Source organism: Shewanella sp. S23-S33, from assembly GCF_043359565.1.
In the GTDB taxonomy this organism is placed as follows: Bacteria; Pseudomonadota; Gammaproteobacteria; order Enterobacterales; family Shewanellaceae; genus Shewanella; species Shewanella oncorhynchi.
The window spans coordinates 1-25,484 of the sequence record NZ_JBHFFD010000042.1 but is presented as its reverse complement, the minus strand read 5'-3'; the positions used below and the strand labels follow the sequence as shown (position 1 = coordinate 25,484).

General features: G+C 45.9%; 23 protein-coding genes. 10 read left to right on the top strand and 13 right to left on the bottom strand.

Going from position 1 to position 25,484, the window contains the following annotated elements; genetic code table 11:
- A complete protein-coding gene (locus ACHA99_RS10670; RefSeq protein WP_028759725.1) occupies positions 1–813 on the bottom strand; it encodes a pyruvate, water dikinase regulatory protein in 813 nt (270 codons plus the stop codon).
- Positions 814–937: 124 nt separating this feature from the next.
- Between ACHA99_RS10670 and ppsA the strand changes: the two genes are divergently transcribed.
- The 4 genes from ppsA to ACHA99_RS10650 all read left to right on the top strand — a co-directional run bounded on the left by ppsA (position 938) and on the right by ACHA99_RS10650 (position 7,607).
- Positions 938–3,307, top strand: coding sequence for a phosphoenolpyruvate synthase (gene ppsA, locus ACHA99_RS10665; protein ID WP_028759726.1), 2,370 nt, complete (start codon positions 938–940; stop codon positions 3,305–3,307).
- A 98-nt stretch (positions 3,308–3,405) separates the two neighbouring features.
- Positions 3,406–6,447 (top strand): FAD-binding and (Fe-S)-binding domain-containing protein, encoded by a 3,042-nt coding sequence (locus tag ACHA99_RS10660; RefSeq protein ID WP_393942644.1) that lies wholly within the window; start codon positions 3,406–3,408, stop codon positions 6,445–6,447.
- Positions 6,448–6,572: 125 nt separating this feature from the next.
- The gene (locus ACHA99_RS10655; protein ID WP_393942642.1) at positions 6,573–7,046 is read left to right on the top strand and encodes a DUF1285 domain-containing protein; all 474 of its coding nucleotides are present in this window, start codon (positions 6,573–6,575) and stop codon (positions 7,044–7,046) included.
- Between the two features lie 144 nt (positions 7,047–7,190).
- Positions 7,191–7,607, top strand: a complete 417-nt coding sequence (locus ACHA99_RS10650; RefSeq protein WP_028759729.1) for a MarR family winged helix-turn-helix transcriptional regulator — start codon at positions 7,191–7,193, stop codon at positions 7,605–7,607.
- A 136-nt stretch (positions 7,608–7,743) separates the two neighbouring features.
- Here the strand turns inward: ACHA99_RS10650 and ACHA99_RS10645 are convergent, their stop codons facing one another.
- Together ACHA99_RS10645 and ACHA99_RS10640 are read right to left on the bottom strand one after the other, a co-directional pair.
- Complete coding sequence (locus tag ACHA99_RS10645) at positions 7,744–8,088, bottom strand: hypothetical protein (RefSeq protein ID WP_011789104.1); 345 nt, start codon at positions 8,086–8,088, stop codon at positions 7,744–7,746.
- Positions 8,089–8,299: 211 nt separating this feature from the next.
- Positions 8,300–9,334, bottom strand: coding sequence for a Glu/Leu/Phe/Val dehydrogenase dimerization domain-containing protein (locus tag ACHA99_RS10640; protein ID WP_028759730.1), 1,035 nt, complete (start codon positions 9,332–9,334; stop codon positions 8,300–8,302).
- Between the two features lie 280 nt (positions 9,335–9,614).
- On the opposite strand from ACHA99_RS10640, the gene ACHA99_RS10635 reads away from it, so the two are divergent.
- Positions 9,615–10,064, top strand: a complete 450-nt coding sequence (locus ACHA99_RS10635) for a DUF4826 family protein (RefSeq protein ID WP_011789106.1) — start codon at positions 9,615–9,617, stop codon at positions 10,062–10,064.
- A gap of 179 nt (positions 10,065–10,243) precedes the next feature.
- Here ACHA99_RS10635 and ACHA99_RS10630 read toward each other — a convergent pair whose 3' ends face one another.
- The 6 genes from ACHA99_RS10630 to rluE form a co-directional block, all read right to left on the bottom strand.
- Positions 10,244–11,383, bottom strand: a complete 1,140-nt coding sequence (locus ACHA99_RS10630) for a cupin domain-containing protein (protein WP_287479508.1) — start codon at positions 11,381–11,383, stop codon at positions 10,244–10,246.
- A 152-nt stretch (positions 11,384–11,535) separates the two neighbouring features.
- Positions 11,536–12,906, bottom strand: coding sequence for an adenylosuccinate lyase (gene purB, locus ACHA99_RS10625; protein ID WP_113940534.1), 1,371 nt, complete (start codon positions 12,904–12,906; stop codon positions 11,536–11,538).
- 29 nt (positions 12,907–12,935) lie between these two features.
- Complete coding sequence (gene hflD, locus ACHA99_RS10620) at positions 12,936–13,553, bottom strand: high frequency lysogenization protein HflD (protein ID WP_131523325.1); 618 nt, start codon at positions 13,551–13,553, stop codon at positions 12,936–12,938.
- 3 nt (positions 13,554–13,556) lie between these two features.
- Entirely contained in the window at positions 13,557–14,666 is a 1,110-nt protein-coding gene (gene mnmA, locus ACHA99_RS10615) for a tRNA 2-thiouridine(34) synthase MnmA (protein ID WP_393942638.1), read from the bottom strand.
- A 339-nt stretch (positions 14,667–15,005) separates the two neighbouring features.
- Entirely contained in the window at positions 15,006–15,500 is a 495-nt protein-coding gene (locus ACHA99_RS10610; RefSeq protein ID WP_393942636.1) for an NUDIX hydrolase, read from the bottom strand.
- A 45-nt stretch (positions 15,501–15,545) separates the two neighbouring features.
- Positions 15,546–16,331: a 23S rRNA pseudouridine(2457) synthase RluE gene (gene rluE, locus ACHA99_RS10605; protein ID WP_393942634.1), complete on the bottom strand. Its 786-nt coding sequence runs from the start codon at positions 16,329–16,331 to the stop codon at positions 15,546–15,548.
- A 343-nt stretch (positions 16,332–16,674) separates the two neighbouring features.
- Between rluE and ACHA99_RS10600 the strand changes: the two genes are divergently transcribed.
- Positions 16,675–18,900, top strand: coding sequence for an NADP-dependent isocitrate dehydrogenase (locus tag ACHA99_RS10600; protein ID WP_105252673.1), 2,226 nt, complete (start codon positions 16,675–16,677; stop codon positions 18,898–18,900).
- A 320-nt stretch (positions 18,901–19,220) separates the two neighbouring features.
- On the opposite strand, the gene cspD is transcribed toward ACHA99_RS10600, so the two are convergent.
- On the bottom strand, positions 19,221–19,427 hold the full coding sequence (gene cspD, locus ACHA99_RS10595; RefSeq protein ID WP_006081937.1) for a cold shock domain-containing protein CspD: 207 nt from the start codon (positions 19,425–19,427) through the stop codon (positions 19,221–19,223).
- 194 nt (positions 19,428–19,621) lie between these two features.
- Between cspD and clpS the strand changes: the two genes are divergently transcribed.
- Positions 19,622–19,930 (top strand): ATP-dependent Clp protease adapter ClpS, encoded by a 309-nt coding sequence (gene clpS, locus ACHA99_RS10590; RefSeq protein WP_006081936.1) that lies wholly within the window; start codon positions 19,622–19,624, stop codon positions 19,928–19,930.
- Between the two features lie 43 nt (positions 19,931–19,973).
- Positions 19,974–22,241, top strand: coding sequence for an ATP-dependent Clp protease ATP-binding subunit ClpA (clpA, locus tag ACHA99_RS10585; protein ID WP_263148401.1), 2,268 nt, complete (start codon positions 19,974–19,976; stop codon positions 22,239–22,241).
- 116 nt (positions 22,242–22,357) lie between these two features.
- On the opposite strand, the gene infA is transcribed toward clpA, so the two are convergent.
- The 3 genes from infA to aat form a co-directional block, all read right to left on the bottom strand.
- Complete coding sequence (gene infA / locus ACHA99_RS10580; protein WP_006081934.1) at positions 22,358–22,576, bottom strand: translation initiation factor IF-1; 219 nt, start codon at positions 22,574–22,576, stop codon at positions 22,358–22,360.
- An 82-nt stretch (positions 22,577–22,658) separates the two neighbouring features.
- Positions 22,659–23,369, bottom strand: coding sequence for an arginyltransferase (locus ACHA99_RS10575; protein ID WP_028759740.1), 711 nt, complete (start codon positions 23,367–23,369; stop codon positions 22,659–22,661).
- The gene (gene aat, locus ACHA99_RS10570) at positions 23,356–24,069 is read right to left on the bottom strand and encodes a leucyl/phenylalanyl-tRNA--protein transferase (protein WP_393942629.1); all 714 of its coding nucleotides are present in this window, start codon (positions 24,067–24,069) and stop codon (positions 23,356–23,358) included. Before aat ends, ACHA99_RS10575 begins: the two co-directional genes overlap by 14 nt.
- A 54-nt stretch (positions 24,070–24,123) precedes the next feature.
- Between aat and ACHA99_RS10565 the strand changes: the two genes are divergently transcribed.
- Both ACHA99_RS10565 and ACHA99_RS10560 read left to right on the top strand, forming a co-directional pair.
- The gene (locus ACHA99_RS10565) at positions 24,124–24,594 is read left to right on the top strand and encodes a glycine zipper 2TM domain-containing protein (protein ID WP_028759742.1); all 471 of its coding nucleotides are present in this window, start codon (positions 24,124–24,126) and stop codon (positions 24,592–24,594) included.
- A 70-nt stretch (positions 24,595–24,664) separates the two neighbouring features.
- Entirely contained in the window at positions 24,665–25,417 is a 753-nt protein-coding gene (locus ACHA99_RS10560; RefSeq protein ID WP_263148405.1) for a Nif3-like dinuclear metal center hexameric protein, read from the top strand.
- The last annotated feature ends 67 nt before the right edge of the window (positions 25,418–25,484 follow it).

The window sequence follows — 25,484 nt, the reverse complement described above, 5'->3', positions numbered from 1 at the left end:
TTAGAACATATGCCGTTCTAGGCCTGTGACATCTAATATTTTAGTGGCAATTTCTTCCACGGAATGATTAGTGGTGTCTATGTAAGGAATGCGTTCTCGTTTAAACAGCATTTCAACTTCTTTGACTTCTAAGCGGCACTGTTTGAGCGATGAATAGCGGCTATTCTCCATTCGACTCTGACGGATTTCATGTAAACGTACGGGATCAATCGTCAAACCAAACAGTTTTTTCTTATTGCGTTTCAGCGCTTCAGGTAACTTAAGGTTATCCATATCATCTTCGGTGAAAGGGTAGTTTGCCGCTTTTATACCGAACTGCATTGATAAATACAGGCTCGATGGCGTTTTGCCACAGCGAGAGACCCCAAGTAAAACCAGATCGGCTTGATCCATATGTTTCATGGTCTGGCCATCATCGTTATCCATGGCGAAATTAATGGCATCAATACGCGCTTCATAGCCGTGATTCGCTTTTCCGTGGGTTCTATGTACAACTGGAGAGGCAGAAACACCTAAATGTTGTTCGAGTGGGGCCACAAAAGTATTCAAAAAATCATAATCAACCCCTTCACTCGAGTAGATGATGTCGCGGATCTCGGCTTTTACGATGGAATGGAATACTAACGGCCGCTCACCTGTTGTAATAAAACAATCATTAATTTGTCGCTTAACTTGCTCCGCTTTCGTCAATGTTTCGACAAATGGAATCGTAAGTGACTCAAATTCTAATGGAAATTGCGAGAGAACCGCATGACCAAAAACTTCAGCTGTGATCGCTGTCCCGTCGGAGATATAGAATACTTTTGGTGCCATACTGACCTCTTGTAGTAATAAAATTACAAATAAAATTATAGATTTACGCGTGTTCGACAGGAGTGTAAAATGCCGCTGCCCTCGTGTGAAGGGGCCACTGAAATAAACTTGCGGAGATAGAACTGTGCAGCAATACGTACTCTGGTATCAAGAATTAGGCATGGGTGACGTCAACTTGGTTGGCGGTAAAAATGCTTCTCTAGGCGAGATGATCAGCAATCTGGCCAATGCCGGTGTTCAAGTACCTGGCGGATTTGCGACAACTTCCCATGCGTTCAACGAGTTCCTTGAACAAAGCGGAGTTAACCAGAAGATTTATGACATTCTAGCCACACTGGATGTAGATGATGTCAATGCGCTGGCTAAAGTAGGTGCACAGATCAGACAGTGGGTTATCGACACTCCATTTCAACCAGCATTAGAGCAAGCGATTCGTGAAGCTTACGATAAACTTGCCGCTGAAACTAGCGAAGCGTCATTCGCGGTACGTTCTTCTGCAACAGCTGAAGATATGCCAGATGCCTCTTTTGCGGGTCAGCAAGAAACCTTCTTAAACGTAAAAGGATTTGAATCCGTACTGACAGCGATCAAGCATGTGTACGCTTCACTCTTTAACGATCGCGCTATTTCCTACCGTGTGCATCAAGGTTATGAGCACCACGGTGTTGCCTTGTCTGCTGGCGTACAACGCATGGTTCGTTCAGATAAAGCGGCTTCAGGTGTGATGTTCACTATGGACACTGAATCTGGCAATAACGATGTGGTGTTTATCACTTCATCTTTTGGTCTGGGTGAAATGGTTGTTCAAGGCGCGGTAAACCCAGATGAATTTTATGTTCATAAACCTATTTTAGCCTTAGGTCACAAGGCTGTTGTGCGCCGTAATATCGGTAGCAAGCTCATCCAAATGGTGTATTCAGATGATGCTGCTCACGGCAAACAAGTCAAAATTGAAGACGTGACTGCTGACAAACGTCGTCAATTCTCTATCAATGACGCTGAAGTTGAAGAATTAGCCAAACAAGCCATGGTGATCGAAAAACATTACGGTCGTCCAATGGACATCGAATGGGCAAAAGACGGCAATGATGGCAAATTGTATATCGTTCAAGCGCGTCCAGAAACGGTTCGTAGCCGTGAAGATGTGCAATTGATTGAACGTTATCACTTAAAGAGCCGTGGCGCTGTGATCTGTGAAGGTCGCGCTATTGGCCATAAAGTGGGTACTGGTGTAGCCAAAGTATTAACCTCAATCGCCGATATGGATCAAATCCAACCTGGTGATGTGTTAGTGACAGACATGACAGATCCTGATTGGGAACCTATCATGAAGCGCGCAAGTGCTATCGTCACAAACCGTGGCGGTCGTACCTGTCATGCGGCAATTATCGCCCGCGAATTAGGTGTGCCAGCGGTGGTGGGTTGTGGTGACGTGACTGACCGTATCAAGAATGGTCAAATCGTGACTGTTTCTTGCGCCGAAGGTGACACTGGCTTTATCTACGAAGGTAAACAAGAGTTTGAAGTGATTTCAAACCGTGTTGACTCTCTGCCTGCATTGCCAATGAAAATCATGATGAACGTGGGTAACCCTGATCGTGCATTTGATTTTGCCCGTTTGCCAAACGAAGGTGTGGGTCTAGCGCGTTTAGAATTCATCATCAACCGTATGATTGGTATTCATCCGAAAGCACTGCTCGAATTCAATCAACAGGATGCAGCGCTGCAAACTGAAATCAACGAAATGATTGCTGGTTACGAATCACCTGTTGAGTTCTACATTGCCCGTCTGGTTGAAGGTATTGCGACTATCGGTTCAGCTTTCTATCCGAAGAAAGTGATCGTACGTATGTCAGACTTTAAGTCTAACGAATACGCAAACTTGGTTGGTGGTGACAGATACGAGCCAGAAGAAGAGAACCCAATGCTGGGCTTCCGCGGTGCGAGCCGTTATATCTCTGAATCCTTCCGTGACTGTTTTGCCCTTGAGTGTGAAGCGATCAAACGCGTTCGTAATGACATGGGGCTGAAAAACGTTGAAGTCATGATCCCATTCGTTCGCACAGTGAAAGAAGCTGAGCAAGTGGTTGGTCTGCTCAAAGAGCAAGGTTTAGAGCGTGGTAAAGACGGTTTACGTGTCATCATGATGTGTGAAGTGCCTTCAAACGCCCTGTTAGCAGACCAATTCCTTGAGCATTTCGATGGCTTCTCTATCGGCTCAAACGATTTAACTCAGCTGACACTCGGCCTTGACCGTGACTCAGGTATCATTAGCCATTTATTCGATGAGCGTGATGAAGCCGTTAAAATGCTACTTTCATTAGCCATTAAAGCGGCTAAAGCGAAGGGCGCTTACATAGGTATTTGTGGTCAAGGTCCTTCAGATCACGCTGATTTTGCCGCTTGGTTGGTAGAACAAGGCATAGATACAGTGTCATTAAACCCTGATACTGTGATTGATACTTGGTTGTATTTAGCCGAAGCGCACGGTTGATCTAGATAGTAATTTTATAAACTTGTTAAAAAAGCCGCTTTTTAGCGGCTTTTTTTTGTTTATAATGGCGCCATAACGATAATTGACAGAAGCCATCTATGCTACCCCTGCTATCACATCAACAAACATTAGAGCCAGTGTATTTGGCATACCTTGATGCACTGGAGCAAAGTGAGTATTCCGGTGATATAGACAAACGTTACAGCGCCCGTTTAGTGCAAGCCACCGACAACTCTGTATATCAATTTTTGCCTCAAGCCGTGCTTTATCCTAAAAATCAGCAGGATATTCAAATTGCATTGACGCTGGCTGCTACAGACGCATTTCGCAGCGTGACCTTCAGTGCGCGGGGCGGTGGTACGGGCACCAACGGACAATCTCTGACCCATGGTTTGATTTTGGATGTGTCGCGTTACATGAACCGTGTTCTCGAAGTGAATGCTGAGGAAGGTTGGGTTCGAGTCGAAGCTGGCGTGATTAAAGATGCGCTTAACGATGCATTGCGTCCCCATGGATTCTTTTTTAGTCCCGATTTATCCACCTCAAACCGCGCCACTATTGGTGGCATGATCAATACCGATGCCTCGGGTGCGGGCTCACTGGTCTATGGTAAGACGTCAGATCACGTGCTGGCGCTGCGCAGCGTGTTGATCGATGGCAGTGTGCTGGATACGCATCCCCTAGATGCGGGACTACTGTGTAACCCCGATAATGTCAGTGATAATCCGCTGGGGCAGAAACTGATTTCTGCTGTGGCGGCGGTATGCCGTGAAAAGCGTACTCAGATTGAAAACCAATTTCCTAAGCTCAATCGTTTCCTCACCGGCTATGACTTAAAACACGTGTGGAACGACAAGCTGACGCAATTCGATTTATCACGAATTCTGACGGGCTCAGAGGGCACGCTTGCGGTGATAACCGAAGCCAAACTCAATCTCACCCCGCTGCCGACTGAGCGCGCTATGGTGAACATTAAGTACGATTCGTTCCAATCGGCATTGCGTCATGCGCCATCCTTAGTTGCCGCGCGGGCGACTGTGGTCGAAACCGTCGATTCAAAAGTGCTTAACTTAGCCCGTGAAGATATTGTCTGGCATTCAGTGGCTGATCTTATCCAAGAAGTGCCAGGTAAAGTTATTGATGGCCTCAATATGGTCGAATTTGCAGGTGACACGGTCGAAGTTGAGCAAAAGCTCGCGAGTTTGGAAGCTGTGTTAACTGAGCAGATCAGCAAAGGCGAGTGCGGTGTGTTGGGTTACCAAGTGACGCAAGATAAGCCGAGTATCGAAAAAATTTACGGCATGCGTAAAAAAGCCGTTGGCTTACTCGGCGCCACTAAAGGTCGCCGTAAGCCCATCGCCTTTGCTGAAGATACTGCGGTACCGCCCGAAAAACTCGCCGATTATATTATGGAGTTTCGCGCGTTACTCGACGGGCATAATCTGCAATACGGTATGTTCGGCCATGTGGATGCGGGCGTGTTGCATGTGCGACCCGCGCTCGATATGTGCGATGTTGAAGATGAAAAATTACTACGAGTCATTTCTGATCAAGTCGCGGCACTGACGCTTAAATACGGCGGCCTAATGTGGGGTGAACACGGTAAAGGCGTGCGCGGTGAATACGGTCCAGCTGTCTTTGGTGATGAACTTTTCGGAGTGTTGCAAGATATTAAAGGTTTGTTTGACCCCGATAACCGACTAAACCCCGGCAAGCTGGTGGCGCCTAAAGATACAGGTGCCCTCTATTACGATGTCGACAGTGCTAAGCGCGGTAAGTTTGATCGACAAATCCCCGTTGATGTGCGTGATGCGTTCCCCGATGTGATGAATTGTAACGGTAATGGCCTGTGTTTTAATTACAGTAGCTATTCGCCTATGTGCCCATCGTTTAAGGTGACGGGTGACAGAGTGCAGTCACCTAAGGGGCGTGCAGGGCTCATGAGAGAGTGGCTAAGACTGCTTGAGGCTGAAGGGGTTGATGTTAATGCCCTCGCAAAAGCGAAACCTTTTGGTATATTGCAGCGCATACAAAATACCATCAATGCCAAACGTGATTATGATTACTCCCACGAGGTGATGGAATCGCTTAAGGGCTGTTTAGCCTGTAAAGCTTGCTCTGGACAATGTCCGGTCAAAGTGGATGTGCCTAAGTTTAGGGCGCAGTTCTTCAATATTTACTATCAACGCTATTTAAGACCCGCGAAAGACTATCTCGTTGCAGGAATTGAAGATAGCTTGCCACTGATGGCCGCTGCACCGCGTCTCACTAACTTTGTTGCACAAAATCCATTGAGCCAATGGGTGATTAAACAGGCGATTGGTTATGTGGATGCGCCTGCGTTATCTGTGCCGACTTTGAAGCAAAGACTCGATGGTCATGCAAGCCGCGGTTACGACTTAGCTGCGTTGCAAGCGATTCCAGAAGAGAAGCGCTCGCAGTTTGTGTTGGTGGTACAAGATCCCTTTAACAGTTTCTATGATTCAGGTCTTGTGCTGCGCTTTATCCAATTGATTGAAAAACTCGGCTTAAAGCCGGTGTTATTGCCCTACAAACCCAATGGTAAGCCAACACATATCAAGGGATTTTTAGATAAGTTTGCTAAAACGGCGCAGTCGAGTGCGGACTTTCTGAACCAAGTCCATAAACTGGGCATGCCCATGGTCGGTATCGATCCTGCCTTAGTCTTGTGTTATCGCGATGAATACCGTGAAGTCTTAGGGGCTAATCGCGGTAATTTTGAGGTCAAGTTAGCCAACGAATGGCTACTGAATGTCATCAAAGATTTACCTGCAAAAGCTGCGCAAGGTAAGCAATATACTTGGTTTAGTCATTGTACCGAATCGACGGCCAAGCCAAATACCGCCAATGAGTGGACTAAAATCTTTGCCCATTTTGGCGCTAAGTTAACCGCAGTCAATTTAGGTTGTTGTGGTATGGCGGGAACCTATGGTCATGAGGCAGAAAACCTCGAGCGCTCTAAGGCCTTGTTTGATATGTCTTGGCAGCAAACGCTAGCGAAAATTGAGCAGCCGCAAGTGTTAGTGTCTGGCTATTCGTGCCGTAGTCAGGTAAAACGTTTTGCCGGATACAAGCCAAAGCATCCACTTGAGGCCTTACTCGAGTTAGCAAATATTTAATAGTGTTTATGCCGTTTTGATTGCGCTAGTCAGATCGTAATTATCCTCACTGGTATATCCCAGTGTTGAATGTCACACTAAAGCCAGCCGCAAGGCTGGTTTTTTTATGGATGATGGAGGCCTAGATGGAAAAGATGACTGACAGTATTCAACACACGCTCAAACAATTCGCCGCTGATAGTAGGCTAACCTCGGTTGTGCCATTGTGCAGTGAAGTCCCATTGTTTGACATTAACGCCTTGGGTGATTGGACATATCTAGGCACATCGCTGCCAGCAAAGTTTGCTAAGTTGTTCGCCAGTATTTTACATTGCATCGATGATGAGTATTTCTTAATTACCCCAGTGGAGAAGGTGCGAGTGTGGGTTGAAGATGCTCCCTTACTGATTGTCGATTTCGAGCGAGCGCAACCCCATTCGCTGCTCAATGTAAGAACCAGTATTGAAACACAGCATCATAAAGTCGATATAAAACAGATGAAGCTCACCGATGACAGTGTTTATTTGCCGCTTGAGCGCGGTTTATGGGGCAAATTAGGTCGGGCCTGTTACTATAATTTTGTGAATGAATTCAATTTATCTGATCTAGATGAGGAATGAGCTCGTAGGTTAATCGCATAATTTGCTGTGGTCTAAGCTAGTTTATTATGGGTTAAGTGGTAGTATTAAAACTAACTCTGGGTTCCTATGATGGCGTGCAGAGTAAGTGAAAACGCGTTAAACCTTTGCTGTAGGAGGTGCTGTTTGAATCGTCATGAAAGCTTAGGCTATCTTGTATCCCACTTAAATATCGAGCTGCAAAATGAGCTTGATCTGCATCTTAAGCGATATCAACTCGATATAAAACTGTGGCCTGTGCTGTTTGCTTTGTGGCAAGAAGAGGGCATAAGCCAAACTGAATTGTCTAAGCGTTGCGATGTGGCAAATTACACTATGACGCGCTTACTCGATCAGTTGCAGGTGCAAGGTCTTATTACTCGTCATCAAGAAGTCGATAATCGGCGTGCTTTCCAAATCTTTTTGACCGATGAAGCCAAAGCATTAGAGCAAGATCTTATCTGCGAAGCTGAGCGGGTCAATGAAAAATTTCTGTCAAATTTAAGTGAAGATGAACAACAGACATTCATTTTACTATTAAATAAAATCAACCGTTTGGCTTGAAATTTTGAATCTAATGGGTATGGAGGAAAACTGTGGTTTAGCCGTTTTTACTTCTATCTGTATGTGGTTATCTAAATCATGTTCCCAGTTTAATCCCATCCACTATGCCTCACTCTGCGGGATTAAACTGGTTTGATTAATTTAAGTAAAGTGCAAAGACGCAAAGCAGACTTACGGCTATCACTGAGTGCTGTAAATAACGCCGGCTGGCTAATAAATTCTCTTTGCCTTGTTTTAGGCTAGCGACGAGTCTATGTTGCTTATAAATTCGGCACATTAACTCATCGGTTTGGGGATCGATAAGCAGTTCAAACTTGCAAGGTGCGCCATCTTTAAGCTGAATGGTATGCTCGCTTTGAGGTTTAAAGTTAAGCTTGTGCGACACCATCTGCCCATTAACGAAGACCCGCTCTAAACCACTCCAATTGCTGGCTTGCAGTTCTACCACATCTTGGTTGAGATCATATTTGAAACGGATCATAGCGCTATCCTGTGCTGGGACCTGATAGACTAATTCAAGCAGACAAATATGACGTTTTCCAGCGTGATTAAATGAATATTCTGTGTCGAAATTAAAAGCGCGGCTAAACCATGAGCTTAGTGATAGATTAAATTTTAGATAACAAAAAAGCGACCAGAGGTCGCTTTTTTCAATATTTGACGGGCATAAAAAATAATAAACGCGTAAAAAATTACTGCTTAGCGGCTTCGATAATAGCTTTTGCCATTTCATCAGCCACGGCGCCAGTTGTACGGTTCTGCGCATCGGCTTGGCTGAATATTTTCAGCAGCGTGTTGTAAATTTCTTCTACTTTAGCAGTCGATTTTGCTGCGTCGTAATCTTTTTCGAACGACACGTTGATAATGCCGCCTGCGTTAATTACATAGTCTGGCGCGTATAGTATGCCCATTTCTTTCAGTTGTTCACCGTGGCGTACTTCGGCTAATTGGTTGTTGGCACAGCCAGCAACAATTTTGGCTTTCAGTTGCGGTAAGGTCGCATCGTTTAAGGTTGCGCCAAGGGCACAAGGGGCATACACATCCACATCTTGTGCGTAGATTTCTTGAGGCGCGACAACAATGGCACCAAAGTCGGTAGCGACTTTGTCTAATGAGGCTTGATGAATGTCGGTAACAATCAGTTCTGCGCCTTCGTTATGCAAGTGTTTGCACAGGTAATAGCCAACGTGACCGACGCCTTGAACGGCGATTTTAAGGCCTTTAAGGCTGTCTAAACCAAGTCTATGTTTAACCGCAGCTTTGATGCCTAAATAAGTGCCAAGGGCTGTGAACGGTGATGGATCGCCACTTTTGCCTTCAAGACCCGCCATATAAGGGGTTTCTTCATGGGCGATCATAATATCAGCCGTAGTAGTGCCAACATCCTCCGCTGAATAGTAGCGGCCACCTAGGCTGTTAATTAAACGGCCAAAGGCGCGGAACAGCGCTTCGCGATCTTGTCTTTTCGGATCGGCAATGATCACGGATTTACCACCGCCCATGGTTAAACCTGCTAGGGCATTTTTATAAGTCATGCCACGAGAAAGGCGTAATACGTCAGTCAGGGCTTCATCATCCGATTGGTAGTTCCACATCCTACATCCACCCACGGCAGGACCAAGGTTAGTGTTATGGATGGCGACAATGGCCTTTAAGCCACTTTCTTTATCATGACAGAATACAACCTGTTCATGTTCGTCAAAGGATACATGATTAAATACAGCCACGTGAATTTCTCCGCTATACACAATGAAAAAGCCGACGAGGTGAGCCTCTATCGACTGCTTGTTATATTTATTGCAGAACCATAGCATTTAGCGATACTCTCAACCATGCATAATGACCGAATAAATACATTATTTGTGGCAATTTAGCTTTCCACTTTACGTAAACGTAAGCTTTGCGATTAAGAATGGATTGTACTGAATTTAACGTAACGAATAGAATGAATCGCGCACTGATCCCAAGAATTAGGCTCGCGTTATAACAATAAGATAGGACGGAAGTATGACTGAACAAGCTGTCGACCAAACTCAACAAAATTTATCAGCTGAAGAAATAGAAAAGCTGCGTCAAGAGTGGGTCAGAACTCAATTTCAAAAAGCTAATCGTTTTCTCGCTGAAAAAGGCGTGATCCCAAGCAAAGTCCTAGCCGATGAAAGCCGTTATCTTGCGCCTTATATGGCGATTTGGAAGATGGAATCAAAGCGTCCAAGCAACAAAACCTATTGGGTGATGTCAGGTGATTTACCGTCGGATTTTGTCGATGTGAAAGTGGCGGCGACGGCCCGTGATGCCGTGCGTCATTTCTCTATGATGTGGCAAATGCAGGCGGAAAACTTAGTGCGTTCGGGTGCAACCCGTGATGCCACTCAGGCTAAATTTGCTCAATTATTAGTATCGCGTGCCGAGAGTTTATATCGTATGCACAATGACGATAAACTGTGGAATGCTTAAACTCAAATGAGTTGAGGGTTGTATTTAGATAGTATTGAGTTAATACAGTCACTTGTGTTGATTGCTCAAAATAACGGCATAAATAATAAAAAGGCACTCAATTGAGTGCCTTTTTTATACTGACTTTTATGTTGATTTCCTATGTTAAGAACAAGGTCATCGAACAAAGTCGATAGGGCTTATTCTTCGCTGTCGCTCAAGTAGTAGAAACCTTGATTGATGAGTTTCAACAGTAAGGCTTGGACTTCTTCATGCTGACATATTTCAGTCGCTTCATCGGCGTTTAAGCTGACGTTATCGCTCAACTGTGCGATTACGTCTGCCGGTGTTTGGGGCAGTTCGTGTACATCACCATTGATGAATAATCGCGGCGTGGCGTCATTTTCAAGGCGCAATACTTTCAAACCACCGATACGGCTCACTCCAGCACCTTGGGCGAAGGCATCTTGCAAATCTTCCATGCTGTAAGCTTCTTCGCCTTCACACAAATCAAGCTCGAAACGGTTTTGACTAAGCAACTTGCCCAACACGATTTGGTAGCTATTAGGATCTTGGCTCAGCTGGCTCAAGAGTGACATGATGCCCACTTGATGGTCTTGGCTGACGATACCGGCTGAACTCGGTTCAGTTTGCGACGTGAAACGCTGCTGACCTAAGTTATTGTCGAGCAAATAATCGGCGACTTCACTGACCAATTCTTGCTGGCTAGGAGCACGGAAACCAATCGAGTAACTCATTGCCACAGTTAGGGTTTCGCCGCAATGCGGGAAACCGGGTGGAATATAAAGCATGTCGCCTTTTTCTAACACTACATCGATAATGGGCGTAAAGTCCTCAACCAGCGGCGAGTTGGGATTGCCACCGCGGCGTTGTTGCGGGGTATTGTCACCCACGGTCCAGCGACGCTCACCTTCGCCTTGAATGATAAATACATCGTAGTTATCGACGTGCGGGCCGACACCGCCACTTGGGGTTGCAAATGAGGCCATCAAGTCATCGAAGCGCCAGTCAGGTAAAAAGCGCAGCGCTTCAACTAATGGCTGCGAATCAGGATACCAATGGTTGACTGCTTGCACTAATAACTGCCAATGGGTTTCGCCATAGCTGTCGTAATCTTCAAACGGACCTTGCACTACTTCCCAATCATTGTCTTTGGTGACGACGATGCGTGAAGAGATTTCTTCTTCACAGGCAAGGCCTGCTAGTTCATCGGCGCTGATAGGATCTTCAAATTGCGGAAATGCTTTTTTGATCAACAGGGGTTTCTTTTGCCAGTATTCACTAAGAAACTGGGCGATATCGAGATTGAGTGTATACATAGTGTTAAAAAAGGCGACCACATCGCGGTGATGTGGGTCGCCTTAATCCTTATTTCTGTTTAAGAAAGAGTATTGTCCGTCGCCAACTTCAGTTAATAACTAATTTCAGTCAATAGCTTAATATTAGTTAATCGCCAATTTTAATTAATAACTTACTTCAGTTCGTCGACAAACGTTTCGGCGCGACCAATGTAATTGGCTGGCGTCATTTTCTTCAGTTCAGCTTTCACTGAGTCTGGTAATTCAAGTCCGTCAATAAACACTGACAGTTGCTGCGCGTCAATACGTTTACCGCGCGTCAGTTCTTTTAATTTTTCGTATGGCTTTTCAATACCATAACGACGCATTACCGTTTGTACAGGTTCTGCTAACACTTCCCAGTTGTGATCTAACTCATCACGCAGATGCGCTTCGTTAACTTCTAACTTGCTGATGCCTTTTAAGGTCGCTTGATACGCGATCAACGCATGGGCAATACCCACACCTAAGTTACGCAGTACAGTCGAGTCAGTTAAGTCACGTTGCCATCTTGATAACGGTAGTTTAGACGCTAAATGTTGCATCAGGGCGTTAGCGATACCTAAGTTACCTTCAGAGTTTTCAAAATCGATGGGGTTAACTTTGTGCGGCATAGTCGATGAACCGATTTCACCGGCGATAGTGCGTTGTTTGAAGTGACCTAGGGCGATGTAACCCCAAATATCACGGTCAAAGTCAATCAGCACAGTGTTGAAACGGGCAACCGCATCAAACAATTCGGCAATGTAATCGTGTGGCTCGATTTGCGTCGTGTAGGCATTCCAGTGCAAGCCAAGGCTAGTCACAAAACGCTCAGACAGCTCATGCCAGTTAACTTCAGGATAGGCTGACAGGTGAGCATTGTAGTTACCTACGGCACCGTTCAGTTTGCCCATGATTTCAACATTGGCGATTTGTTTGATTTGACGTTCAAGGCGCACTGCGACGTTCGCCATTTCTTTACCGAGCGTCGAAGGTGACGCGGGTTGGCCATGGGTACGTGACATTAATGGCACAGAGCGATATTCAATCGCCAGCTTTTTAATTGCCGTCAGCAACTCGTTGCAGTAAGGCAGTAATACATGCTCACGGGCTTCAGTCAGCATTAAACCGTGGCTTAAGTTGTTGATATCTTCAGAAGTACAAGCAAAGTGAACAAACTCACCCACAGCGGCTAATTCGCTATTGCCCGCGATTTTTTCTTTAATGAAGTATTCAACCGCTTTTACATCGTGGTTAGTGGTGCTTTCGATAGCCTTAACACGCAGCGCATCTTGTTCGTTGAAATTGTCTTTAATGCCATCGAGTACGGCGATAGCTGACGCGCTCAATGTTGGCACTTCGCTAATGTCTGGACAGTCGGCTAACAGTTTTAGCCAATTGATTTCAACCTGAACACGGTACTTTGTAAGACCGAACTCGCTGAAAATCCCTCTCAATGACGCGGTTTTACTACCATAACGACCGTCTACCGGAGAGATAGCAGTTAGTGCGGAAAGATCCATGTGTAGCTCCTTGATGAACGCTAATTTTATTATAGGGTAAGACTTTTCTTGGCTGTATCGACTATGGCTTTGCGGGCGAAGACTAAGTGTCGACGTTTACCGCCCAACTGACGCCACAGTACTGCGCTGCGTATAGCGGCAAGCAGCAGAGCACGAATTTTATGTTGTACAATAGGGCGCTGCAAACACACAGGATTACCCGATATTTGGATTTTTGGCCCTAAATTACTGATGATATCACTGTAAATGCTGGCAAGATTGGCAACAACTTGCTCATCTGTGATGGCAAAATGATGTAGCTGGCGATTCACTTGATTAATACGTTCAGCCAACATGCCTAAGCCGCTGTTAGAGCGAACTAATTTTCGCTCTAACGCCAACACGCCCACTAAATAGCGGGTGATTTCAACATCTTTTTGGCTGCTGTCACCGAGCTGGTTCAGGATCAGCTTATAGCCTTTTTGCAATACGATTTTATCTTGGTAGACATCGGCCGTATTGTCAGGATTGGTGACGAGAATGGTGTTTAAGCTCGCTGCGAGCTCGGCATTATCCAATTCGCCATGGCGCGCTAAATGTTGAACTTGGGCAATGGCTTGCAGTATGCCTGCAAACGCCATAGTCCGATTAATGAGTTGCTCGTTCACGCTTTACCCTCGGATTAATTGATCTATGATGCCGCCACCTAGGCAGACTTCACCATCATAAAATACCGCAGACTGTCCTGGCGTCACCGCCGCAACAGGCTCATCGAAGACCACGCGCAAGGTGTGTTCATCTGTGTAGGTCAAAGTACAAGGCACATCTTGTTGGCGATAACGGGTTTTGACGGTGATATGACAGCCATCGACAGGCCCAGTTCTATCTACCCAATGCAGTTGGTTAACTGTCATGCCGGTCGACATCAAACGGGGATGGTGTCCGCCTTGACCCACGATCAATACGTTACGCTCAAGATCTTTATCGACCACATACCAAGGATCGTCATTGCTGTTTTTCATGCCGCCAATGCCTAAGCCTTTACGTTGGCCTAAGGTGTGGTACATGAGTCCTTGGTGCGTGCCTATGACTTCGCCTTCTGGGGTTTCGATATTGCCAGGCTGCGCCGGTAAATAAGTCCCTAGAAATTCAGTAAATTTACGCTCACCGATAAAGCAGATGCCAGTACTGTCTTTTTTATCATGGGTGATTAAGCCCATTTCTTTCGCAATTTCACGTACTTGATGTTTTTCGAGCTCACCGACAGGGAACAGGCTTCGGGCAACTTGCTCATGGCTAAGAGTGTAGAGGAAATAACTTTGATCTTTATTGCCATCAACACCGCGGAGCATTTGCGTACTGCCGTCGCGACGGCGAACATAGTGGCCCATTGCGATGTAATCGGCGTCGAGGATTTCGTCGGCAAATTCTAAAAATGCCTTAAATTTTATCTCTTTGTTGCACATGATATCGGGATTTGGCGTGCGGCCGGCTTTGTATTCGGCGAGGAAATACTCAAATACATTGTCCCAATATTCGGCAGCAAAGTTGACTGTGTGTAGCTTGATCCCGAGCTTGTCGCACACGGCTTGGGCATCTTTTAAATCTTCTGCGGCCGCGCAGTACTCGTTGTTGTCATCTTCTTCCCAGTTCTTCATGAATAGGCCTTCAACCTGATAGCCTTGCTGCATAAGCAAATAGGCTGAAACAGATGAATCTACACCGCCGGACATGCCGACAATGACTTTTTTTCCTGTATGAGTGGGTTCGATTGATGTCATAAATCCTAAAAACCATTGAGTATGTGTGTTGGCAGTATGTGTGTTGGCTAGGTGGATGAATTTAAGCCGCGACATTGAGCGCGTAACAAAAATACCTAACCTAACTAAAAATATGGGCTAACTAAAAATCCAAGCTCACTTTAAATCCAAGCTAACTTTACATCTAGGTGCTGTGCTGCTGATTGCTAAATCAAACTTTGCCAGCGCTATCAAATAAAATGAGTCCGCAAACTGTCAGTAAACCTCGCATTTACGGCCAACTATTTATTTGCTGTACAAGGCCTCTGCAGTAGCACACGCATTAAGCTTAGCCAGCTGTTTATGCGGGGCGGTATTCTATCACGCCTTGCTCGTTTGGGCTATCGTGAGGCGGTCACTATTGAGTAAGCTAAGGGGATAAGTTTGGCCATTTTGTGCCTGATTGAGATAGTCTTTTAAGCAATCGAGTACTAAGGAACTGCGCAGTAAAGATGGCTTGGCTTCTATCTGCGCAAGACTTAACCAATGCGCACTATGGATCGCTTTATCCTGCGGCGCAGGTGAGGGCATATCATCTAACTGCACGAAAAAAGTAAAGCGTACAAAGGCTAAGTCTTCACTGGCGCTGAGTTGATAAATGCCGACGAGTCCTTGGGCTTTGAGTGATAACCCCGTTTCTTCAAACACTTCGCGCTCACAGGCTTGGATTAAACTTTCATTTGCTTCTAAGTGACCCGCGGGTTGATTAAAGCGTTGCTCGCCTTCAATCCACTCTTCTACCATCAGATATTTGTCCTGTGAAGTTGCATGAACAATACAAGCGACGGTCACATTGGGTTTATATCTTTGACTCATGGAGCCTCCTTTGAGTGGATTGGAACGCAAAAATTAGGCTGAAATTTAGACTTCATCACCGAGACGGATGCATTTGTGCTCACCCGATGGCAAATTATCTAGACTCCATTGGCCTATTTTATAACGGATTAATCTTAAGGTCGGAAAACCGATATGCGCTGTCATGCGTCTGACTTGGCGGTTGCGGCCTTCATGAATTTGGATTTCTAGCCAAGTTGTTGGGATATTTTTGCGCTCTCTCACCGGTGGATTACGTGGCCAAATGTCGGGTGAATCCATGATTTTGACTTTAGCAGGCAGCGTTATACCATCATTTAATTCAACACCTTGGCGCAGTTTTGTCAGTACATCTTCCGTCGGAACGCCTTCTACTTGCACCCAATAGGTTTTAAAGGTTTTCTTTTTTGGCTCTGTCAGCCTTGCCTGTAATTGACCGTCATTAGTCAGCAACAACAAGCCCTCACTGTCTCTGTCTAAGCGGCCTGCGGCATACACGTCAGCAATGGGAATGTAGTCTTTTAGGGTTTTACGACCTTGTTCATCGGTAAACTGGCAAAGTACATCAAAAGGCTTATTAAACAGCACGATAATTGGTGCGAGCGTTTGACTCTGCACCGGTTTTGCCGCCGCAATTGCGCGTCGATTAGGATTTTTAAAGGGTTCTTTCTTTAAACTGCCATTGGCATTTCGTGCTGGCGCCACTTTGCTATCTACGGCGGTAGTGCGGTTGGCAGGGCCTCTGCTGGCGGGCTTAGCGGGTTTAATCGGGCTCTTGGCTGGGGAACTTGCGCTGGCATTGGCACCTTTAGGTTGAAACTTGTTTTTGTTCATACTTTTGCTAACAGGAGGTTGAGACACGCTTACCTGACTTGATTGAGTCGTTAATGTGGTCATAGTGTACTTGGCATTCGCCGTTAGTGGAATTTGAATATTATTGCGAATGCTCTATGATGTCGGCCAGAAAATGTGATCTGTGCCTAAATGTTTATTAGGTTTTAATGAGTCGTTGTAACAAATTTTAGCTTGCGCGCAAAGACAGAAGGGCATTGAGAATTTGAAAGGTGAGGGCGTGGTCGATTGCCTTGATTGATATTTTCCCTGTGCTCAGATTTGTTCGCCATGCTATAAAATTATTATAAAAAATATTAAATTTTACAATAATGTAGGATGTAACATGAAAGATAACTCATCAACAATTATTTACACTGAAACAGACGAAGCGCCAGCACTGGCCACCCTCTCACTCTTACCTATTATCAGAACGTTTACCGACGCCGCGGGCGTTGCGGTTGAAACCCGTGATATCTCGTTATCGGGCCGTATTATTGCCAGTTTCCCTGAGCAACTGACCGAAGCACAAAAGATTGGCGACCATCTGACAGAGCTTGGCGAGTTAGCGAATCAGCCAGAAGCGAACATCATCAAGTTACCGAATATCAGTGCTTCGATCCCACAATTAAAAGCCTGTATCCTTGAACTGCAGCAAAAAGGTTACGACATCCCTAATTATCCGGATGAGCCAAAAACCGACGCTGAAAAGTCAATTAAAACCCGTTACGACAAGATCAAAGGTAGTGCGGTAAACCCAGTACTGCGTGAAGGTAACTCAGATCGCCGTGCCCCATTATCGGTGAAAAACTTCGCCAAGAAAAACCCGCATTCCATGGGGAAATGGGCCAAAGATTCCAAGTCACATGTTGCTCACATGACTGACGGCGATTTCTACGGCAGCGAGCAGTCTGTCACTTTATCTGATGCGGGCAGCGTGAATATCGTGCTGACCCAAAAAGATGGTCAAGAAGTGGTGCTCAAATCGGGTCTTAAGCTGCTGGCTGGCGAAATTATCGATGCTGCGGTGTTGAGTAAAAAAGCCTTAGTGAGCTTCTATGAGCGTGAAATCGAAAACGCCAAAGCTGAAGATGTGCTGTTATCGCTGCATCTGAAAGCCACTATGATGAAAGTGTCTGATCCTATTATGTTTGGTCACGCTGTGAAGGTCTTCTTCAAGCCAGTATTTGACAAACATGCGGCGCTTTTCGCTGAATTAGGCGTTGATGTTAACAACGGTTTTGGTGATGTTTATGCCAAGATCGCGACATTACCTGCTGATAGCCGCGCCGAAGTCGAAGCCGATATCGCCGCCGTTTACGCTGCGCGTCCCGCATTGGCTATGGTTGATTCTGACAAAGGTATCACCAACTTACACGTGCCAAGCGACATCATTATCGATGCGTCTATGCCTGCTGCGATTCGTTCATCTGGCCAAATGTGGGGACCAGACGGTCAACTGCATGACACTAAAGCCATGATCCCAGATCGTTGTTATGCCGGTATCTACCAAGAAACGATTGCTTTCTGTAAAGAGCACGGCGCTTTTGATCCTAAAACCATGGGCAGCGTGCCAAACGTGGGCTTGATGGCGCAAAAAGCCGAAGAGTACGGCAGCCACGATAAGACCTTTGAAATTCCTGCTGACGGTGTGGTCAACGTTGTTGATGCCAGCGGTAAGGTATTGATGAGCCATAACGTCGAAGCGGGCGATATCTGGAGAATGTGTCAAGTTAAAGACGCACCAATCCGTGATTGGGTTAAACTGGCCGTGCGCCGTGCCCGTTTAAGCAATACTCCAGCGGTATTCTGGTTAGATAGCAAACGTGCCCACGATGCGCAAATCATTGCAAAAGTGCAGCAGTATCTGCCAGAGCATGATACTGATGGCTTAGACATCAGCATTATGTCTCCAGAAGACGCGACGCGTTTGTCTTTGGCTCGCATCAAAGAAGGCAAAGATACCATTTCAGTTACGGGTAACGTTCTACGTGACTACCTGACTGACTTGTTCCCCATCCTCGAGCTAGGCACCAGTGCCAAAATGCTGTCAATCGTTCCATTAATGAACGGCGGCGGTCTATTTGAAACAGGTGCGGGCGGTAGTGCACCTAAACACGTGCAACAGCTTGAGAAAGAAGGTCACTTACGTTGGGATTCGCTCGGTGAATTCTTGGCTCTGGCAGCGTCTCTTGAGCATTTAAGCCAAACCGTGGGCAATCCAAAAGCCCAAGTGTTAGCCGATACGTTAGATCAAGCCATTGGCCAATTCTTAGATAGCAATAAATCGCCATCAAGAAGAGTCGGTGAGCTGGATAACCGTGGCAGTCATTTCTACTTAGCCATGTACTGGGCACAAGCCTTAGCAGCGCAAACGGGCGATGAGCAGTTACAAGCTCACTTCATTCCGTTAGCGCATGCGCTAGCGGCGAATGAGCAAGTGATTGTGGCTGAATTAGCGACGGCACAAGGTGCACCAGTCGATTTAGGCGGTTACTACCGTTTAGATGCGGCTAAGGCTGAAAAAGCCATGCGCCCAAGCGAGACGTTGAACAAGCTGTTGATTGCTTAATCCCGCTCGTTATCACTTTTAGATGGCGTGCGCGTCAGTGTGGCCATCTAAGTTGATGTAAAGTTGTAAGTCATTAGACTGATTTTAAAAAAGGGTCTGCATTGCAGATCCTTTTTTATACCCTAAATTTGCTGTCGAGACCGATGATAAAATTTTTTTGCTGGGATGTAATGGGTGATGTGCGGCGATTGAACTTGAATTAAATTCATGCGAAATGATGATGAGCGATGCAGTATTAAGTGGTGAGAATTGATGAAACACGCAGCAATAAAAAGGCAGGGACAAGTCCCTGCCTTTTTGATCATTGGCCTCACCAAACGTTATTTTGTTGGTGAAATGGCTGAAGCGTGCATCCCTTTTGGACCGGCTTCTACTTCAAATTGAACGGGTTGGCCTGCTTTTAGAGTTCGATAGCCTTCCATTTCAATGGTAGAATAGTGTGCAAAAACGTCCTCACCACCTTGATCAGGGCAAATAAACCCGAATCCTTTGGCGTTGTTGAACCATTTAACAGTTCCGCTTGCCATACTTCCACTTCCTTCTGTTGTCTACTTACCAGTAAGATAGTAAAACCTGTATAGACGGGTATTCGTTCACCGTCTGCACAACAGAATGTAAGGAGTAAATGCGGAAGTCAAGCTAAAATTAACAAAGGGGTAACAACTGATTAATTTGAACGGATCAATTGGAAGAGGCCAACACGAGAGGCTAGTATTAAAAAATGGCAAAGATAGGAAATATTGAACACGTTGAAGAACGTGTCGAATCAGAGTTAATGCCGCCTTCTATGTATAAGGTGGTGCTCAATAATGATGATTACACCCCAATGGATTTTGTGATTGAAGTTTTGCAGGTTTTCTTTCGCAAGAACGAGCAGGAAGCGACCGATATCATGTTGACGATCCATCACCAAGGAAAAGGAATTTGCGGTATTTTCCCGTTTGGGATTGCAGAAACTAAGGTGATACAAGTAAATCAATTTGCAAGACAAAACCAACATCCGTTACTGTGTTCGTTAGAGAAAGCATAAAACCGCTTTACTCTGTAGTCTGTTGTTAATTTTGGGGGTGCTTATGCTGAACAAAGATCTGGAAGTCACCTTAAATCTGGCGTTTCAGCAAGCCAGAGACGCGCGTCACGAGTATATGACAGTGGAACATCTGTTATTAGCTCTGATCGACAATCCTGCGGCTCAAGAAGCGTTAATCGCCTGTGGAGCGAATCTAGATAAACTCAGAGATGAAGTGGCAAGCTTTATCCAACAAACAACCCCAATCATTGCCGATATTGATGATGACAAAGAAACTCAGCCGACGCTTGGGTTCCAGCGAGTGCTGCAACGGGCAGTATTCCATGTGCAGTCATCGGGTCGCAATGAAGTGAACGGCGCTAACGTGTTAGTCGCCATTTTCAGTGAGCAAGAATCCCAAGCCGTGTATTTACTGCGCCGCTGCGATATTAGTCGCTTAGACGTAGTGAATTTTATTTCCCATGGTTTCGCCAAAAATGATGATGCTGAGTCACATCAAGATCAAGAACGTGTCGAAGATCAGGGCGAAGGCAGCGAAGAGCGCAGTATGTTGTCGCAATTTGCGTCCAACTTAAACCAACTTGCAAAGCAAGGGATCATTGACCCACTGATTGGTCGCGACCAAGAAATTGAGCGCGCGATTCAAACCCTGTGCCGTCGCCGTAAAAATAATCCACTGTTAGTGGGTGAGGCGGGTGTAGGTAAAACGGCGATAGCTGAAGGATTGGCGTATCGCATCGTCAATAAACAAGTGCCCGATGTAATGCTTGAAGCGACAGTGTATTCCTTAGATTTAGGTTCACTGCTGGCGGGAACTAAGTATCGCGGCGACTTTGAAAAACGCTTTAAGAACCTGTTAAAAGAACTGGCGGCGGATAAGCATGCCATCCTATTCATCGATGAGATCCACACCATTATCGGTGCGGGCGCGGCCTCTGGCGGCGTAATGGATGCCTCTAATCTACTGAAACCTTTGCTATCTAGCGGCAACTTGCGTTGCATGGGCTCGACTACTTTCCAAGAATATCAAAGTATTTTTGAGAAAGATCGCGCACTTGCACGTCGTTTCCAAAAGGTGGATATCAATGAGCCTTCAGTGGAAGAAACCACTAAGATTTTGATGGGGCTTAAGTCTAAATACGAAGAATATCATGGTGTTCGTTATACTCAGGCCGCGATCAGCAGCGCTGCAGTATTGTCGGCCAAGCACATCAACGACAGGCATTTACCCGATAAAGCCATCGATGTGATTGATGAAGCGGGTGCGCGTATGGTGATGTTGCCTATGAGCAAACGTAAAAAGACCATAGGCCAGGCCGAGATTGAGTCGATTGTGGCGAAAATGGCACGTATCCCTGAGAAGTCGGTATCCGCTACTGATAAGGACTTACTGCGTAACCTTGAGCGTAACCTTAAGATGGTGGTCTTTGGCCAAGATAAGGCCATTGAGAGTCTGAGTTCGGCCATTCGCTTATCGCGCAGTGGCTTAGGTGCTGACCGAAAACCTGTGGGGAGCTTCTTATTCGCCGGTCCCACCGGTGTGGGTAAAACCGAAGTCACTAACCAACTGGCCAACTGCTTGGGGATGAAACTGGTGCGCTTTGACATGTCTGAGTACATGGAAAGCCATACAGTGTCACGCCTGATTGGTGCGCCTCCTGGTTATGTGGGTTATGACCAAGGTGGCTTGCTCACGGATGCTGTGATTAAAAATCCGCACTGTGTCGTGCTATTGGATGAAATTGAGAAGGCCCACCGTGATGTCTATAACCTGCTGTTGCAGGTGATGGATCACGGTACTTTGACCGATAACAATGGTCGTAAGGCGGACTTCAGACATGTGACTTTGGTGATGACCACTAACGCGGGTGTACAGGAGACTATTCGTAAGTCGATTGGCTTTACCCAGCAAGATCACACCCAAGATGCATTATCTGAAATTAATCGAGTATTTTCGCCAGAATTTCGAAATCGTCTCGATTCCATCATTTGGTTCAATCATTTGGATATGACGATTATCGCCAAAGTGGTCGATAAATTCTTGGTGGAATTGCAGGCTCAGTTGGATGCAAAACACGTTACTTTGGAAGTCAGCGACGAAGCCAGAACCTTGTTGGCCGAGAAAGGCTACGATAAGAACATGGGCGCACGTCCAATGGCTCGGGTCGTGACCGAATTGATCAAACGTCCATTGGCAGACGAGATCTTATTTGGTGTCTTAGAGTCAGGCGGCGTTGCGTATGTGGATGTGAAGGAGGGCGAGATTGTCATTCGTACCGAACGTCACGAAAAAGCGACAACAAAAGCTTAATGCTTGATTATCCATTAGTTTTAGACATAAAAATGGCTGCAATTGCAGCCATTTTTTTCATCTTTCGCAAACAAAAAAACCCGGCCTTGCCGGGTTTTTAAATCTAAGAGGCTATATCAGCGTGCGCGGAAGACAATGCGACCTTTGGTCAGATCATAAGGAGTCAGCTGGACGGTAACTTTATCGCCAGTAAGGATCCGGATGTAGTTTTTACGCATTTTGCCTGAAATGTGGGCTATCACCACATGACCATTTTCAAGCTCTACACGAAACATTGTGTTTGGCAAGGTTTCAAGGATAGTGCCTTGCATTTCAATGTTGTCTTCTTTCGCCATTAATTAATTATCCCATTAGCCTTCGAATATAAAAAACGGGCGTATCATGCCCCAAATTCCCCCCGCTGTAAAGGGGAAGTACTTAGCAAACTTGGGAATACTCCCAGCCCGTCGGTGTCAGAATTTGATAAGGGCGATACAAACGCTTGTAAGACATCTTACGGTTTTCATCTATTTGATATCCGAGATAAACAAATTCTTTATTCATGAGTTTCGCCAGTCGACATTGAATTAAAATTAACAGTGCGCCGAGGGAGCGATGTTCTTCGTCGGGGTCAAAATAGCTGTAAATTGCCGAAAGACTATTGGGCAAACTATCAGTGACCGCAACTGCCAATAATTTATTTCCATCATAGACTTCGATAAACGTTGGCGGTAACCAATGGCAAAAAAGAAAGTGATTATATTGATCTTCACTCGGGGGAAACATGGGGCCGTCAAAATGTCGCCCACGAATGTAATGTTCATATAGCGTATATTGCTCGGCGGTTTGCTCCGATGTTATACGCCAAGTCAGATCTTGGTTTTTTGCTAAAGTGCGTTTTTGGCGTTTCGATGGGACAAATTCATGCGTTGGTACACGGATTGGTTGGCATGCACTGCATCTAGGGCAACGTGGTTTGTAGATAGAGCTACCACTGCGGCGAAAACCCACTGCGAGCAAACGCTCAAATAAAATGGGATCGAGCGTATCTTCTTGGATGACGAGTAGCTGCTCCTGTTGGCCATCAAGGTAGCTGCAGGGAAATATTTGACTGATACCGATAGCGATCGATGCTTTACTCGAGTTCAAGGATGACCTCTTTAGTGGCCCAAGTATTTGGGTCCACGGGATTGTTTCTCAGTTCGCTCAGTAACGTTATAAAATCAATGCGTTTAATAGCTTTAGCTCCCAAACTTTCTAGGTGGGGATTCATCACTTGTGCGTCGATGAGTTTGAATCCCATCTTGAGTAAATGTTGTTGCAGTGCTGCAACGGCGGCCTTGGACGCATTGGTTTTTCGGTGAAACATGGATTCGCCACAAAATACTTGGCCGATCGCTAAGCCGTAAAGCCCACCGATTAAACGTTCACCTTCCCACACTTCAATGGAGTGGGCATGACCTGTGTGATGCAATTCTCGATAGGCCATTTGAATTTCTTGGGTGATCCAAGTGCCGCTCTGTTTTTCTCTTGGCTGCGCGCATCCCGCCATCACATCGGTGAAAGCGTGATTGATAGTGATCCGCCAAGGTTGTTTTTTTAAGTATTTACGCAGGCTGGTGCTGATGTGAATTTCACCTGGAATAAACACGGCGCGGGGATCCGGTGACCACCATAGGATGGGATCGTCAGAATTAAACCAAGGAAAAATACCGTTGTAGTAAGCAGAGAGTAAACGTTCAGGACGTAAGTCGCCGCCGATAGCCAATAAACCATTAGGATCGGTTAAGGCGAGCTCGGGCGAAGGAAAAACGTCAAATTCGTGATTCAGGAAAGACAGTGACTTCACAATTGAGTATGATTTAGTTATAGACCTTATTATTAAGTTAGCGGAAATTCAGATATGTGGAAACCTACTCTAGCAAGCTTTATGTTTATTTTTGCTTTTATCATCAGCCCCGCTAATGCTGGCTATGATCGCAATCAAGCCGTGCCAGTTGAGAAAGTACTCTATGGCGATATCACTTCGGTGCGTAATATCACCGAAACCCAGTTAATTGAAGACCGTAATCAAGGTTGGAAAACCTTCGGCGGCGCCTTAGCGGGTGGGGTGATTGGTAATCAGTTTGGTGGCGGTTCGGGTCGAGATGTGGCGACGATTTTAGGTGCCTTGATTGGTGGGGGTATCGGTAACCGTTATGGCAGTGGTACTAGCGTGCAATCGTTTAAGCTGGTTGAACTGATGATCAATCAAGAAGATGGTACTCAGGTCATGGTGATCCAAGATTACGATGCTGGCATGACGTTTAACGCGGGTGACAGAGTTCGAGTGGTGTACCTGCAAGGTGGCGTGCGTGTTGATATCGCGATGTAAGCGATTGTCTCATATTGAATAAGTGCTCATCTTCAGTAAATGGTCATCTTGAGTAACGGACGGTAATGCAATGACACGGACAGAACTAAGCCAATATTTAGCCGATTTTTTACATGTGTCGGCCTTTAAGGATTACGCACCCAATGGGCTGCAGGTAGAAGGCAAGGATGAGATCCGAACCTTAGTCACGGGCGTGACAGCGTGTCAGGCCTTGATCGATGAAGCGATTCGATTGAACGCAGATGCGATATTGGTTCATCACGGCTTTTTTTGGAAGAATGAGCCTGAAGTGATCACAGGCATGAAACAACGCCGAATTAAGGCGCTGCTCAAGCATGATATTAGCTTGTTTGGGTATCATTTACCCTTAGATGCCCACCCAATGCTCGGTAATAACGCGACTTTGGGGAGACAGCTTGGGATCATCGACGCAGAAGCCATCGAAGAGGTGGCTCAGGGGCTACTGTGGCGTGGAAAACTTGATCTTGCAGTCAGTGCTAGCGAATTTTCTCACACCCTTGAGAATACGTTAGGCAGAGCCCCACTGCACATTGGTGATAGCGATGCAAAGATCCAACATGTAGCTTGGTGTACTGGTGGCGCACAGGATTATATCGATGTTGCGGCGAGTTTAGGTGTGGATGCGTTTATCAGTGGTGAAGTGTCCGAGCGAACGTTTCACAGTGCGGTAGAGCAGGGCATACATTATTATGCAGCGGGTCACCATGCGACTGAGCGTTTCGGTATTGAAGCCCTAGGCCGTCATCTCGCCCGTGAGTTTGATCTCGTGCACCATTTTGTGGATATCACCAATCCGGTCTAATCCATTCATAAAGCGGCTTATGATGACCATCTAACTGTTTTATTCCTAAACGAAAGGCGAGCATGGC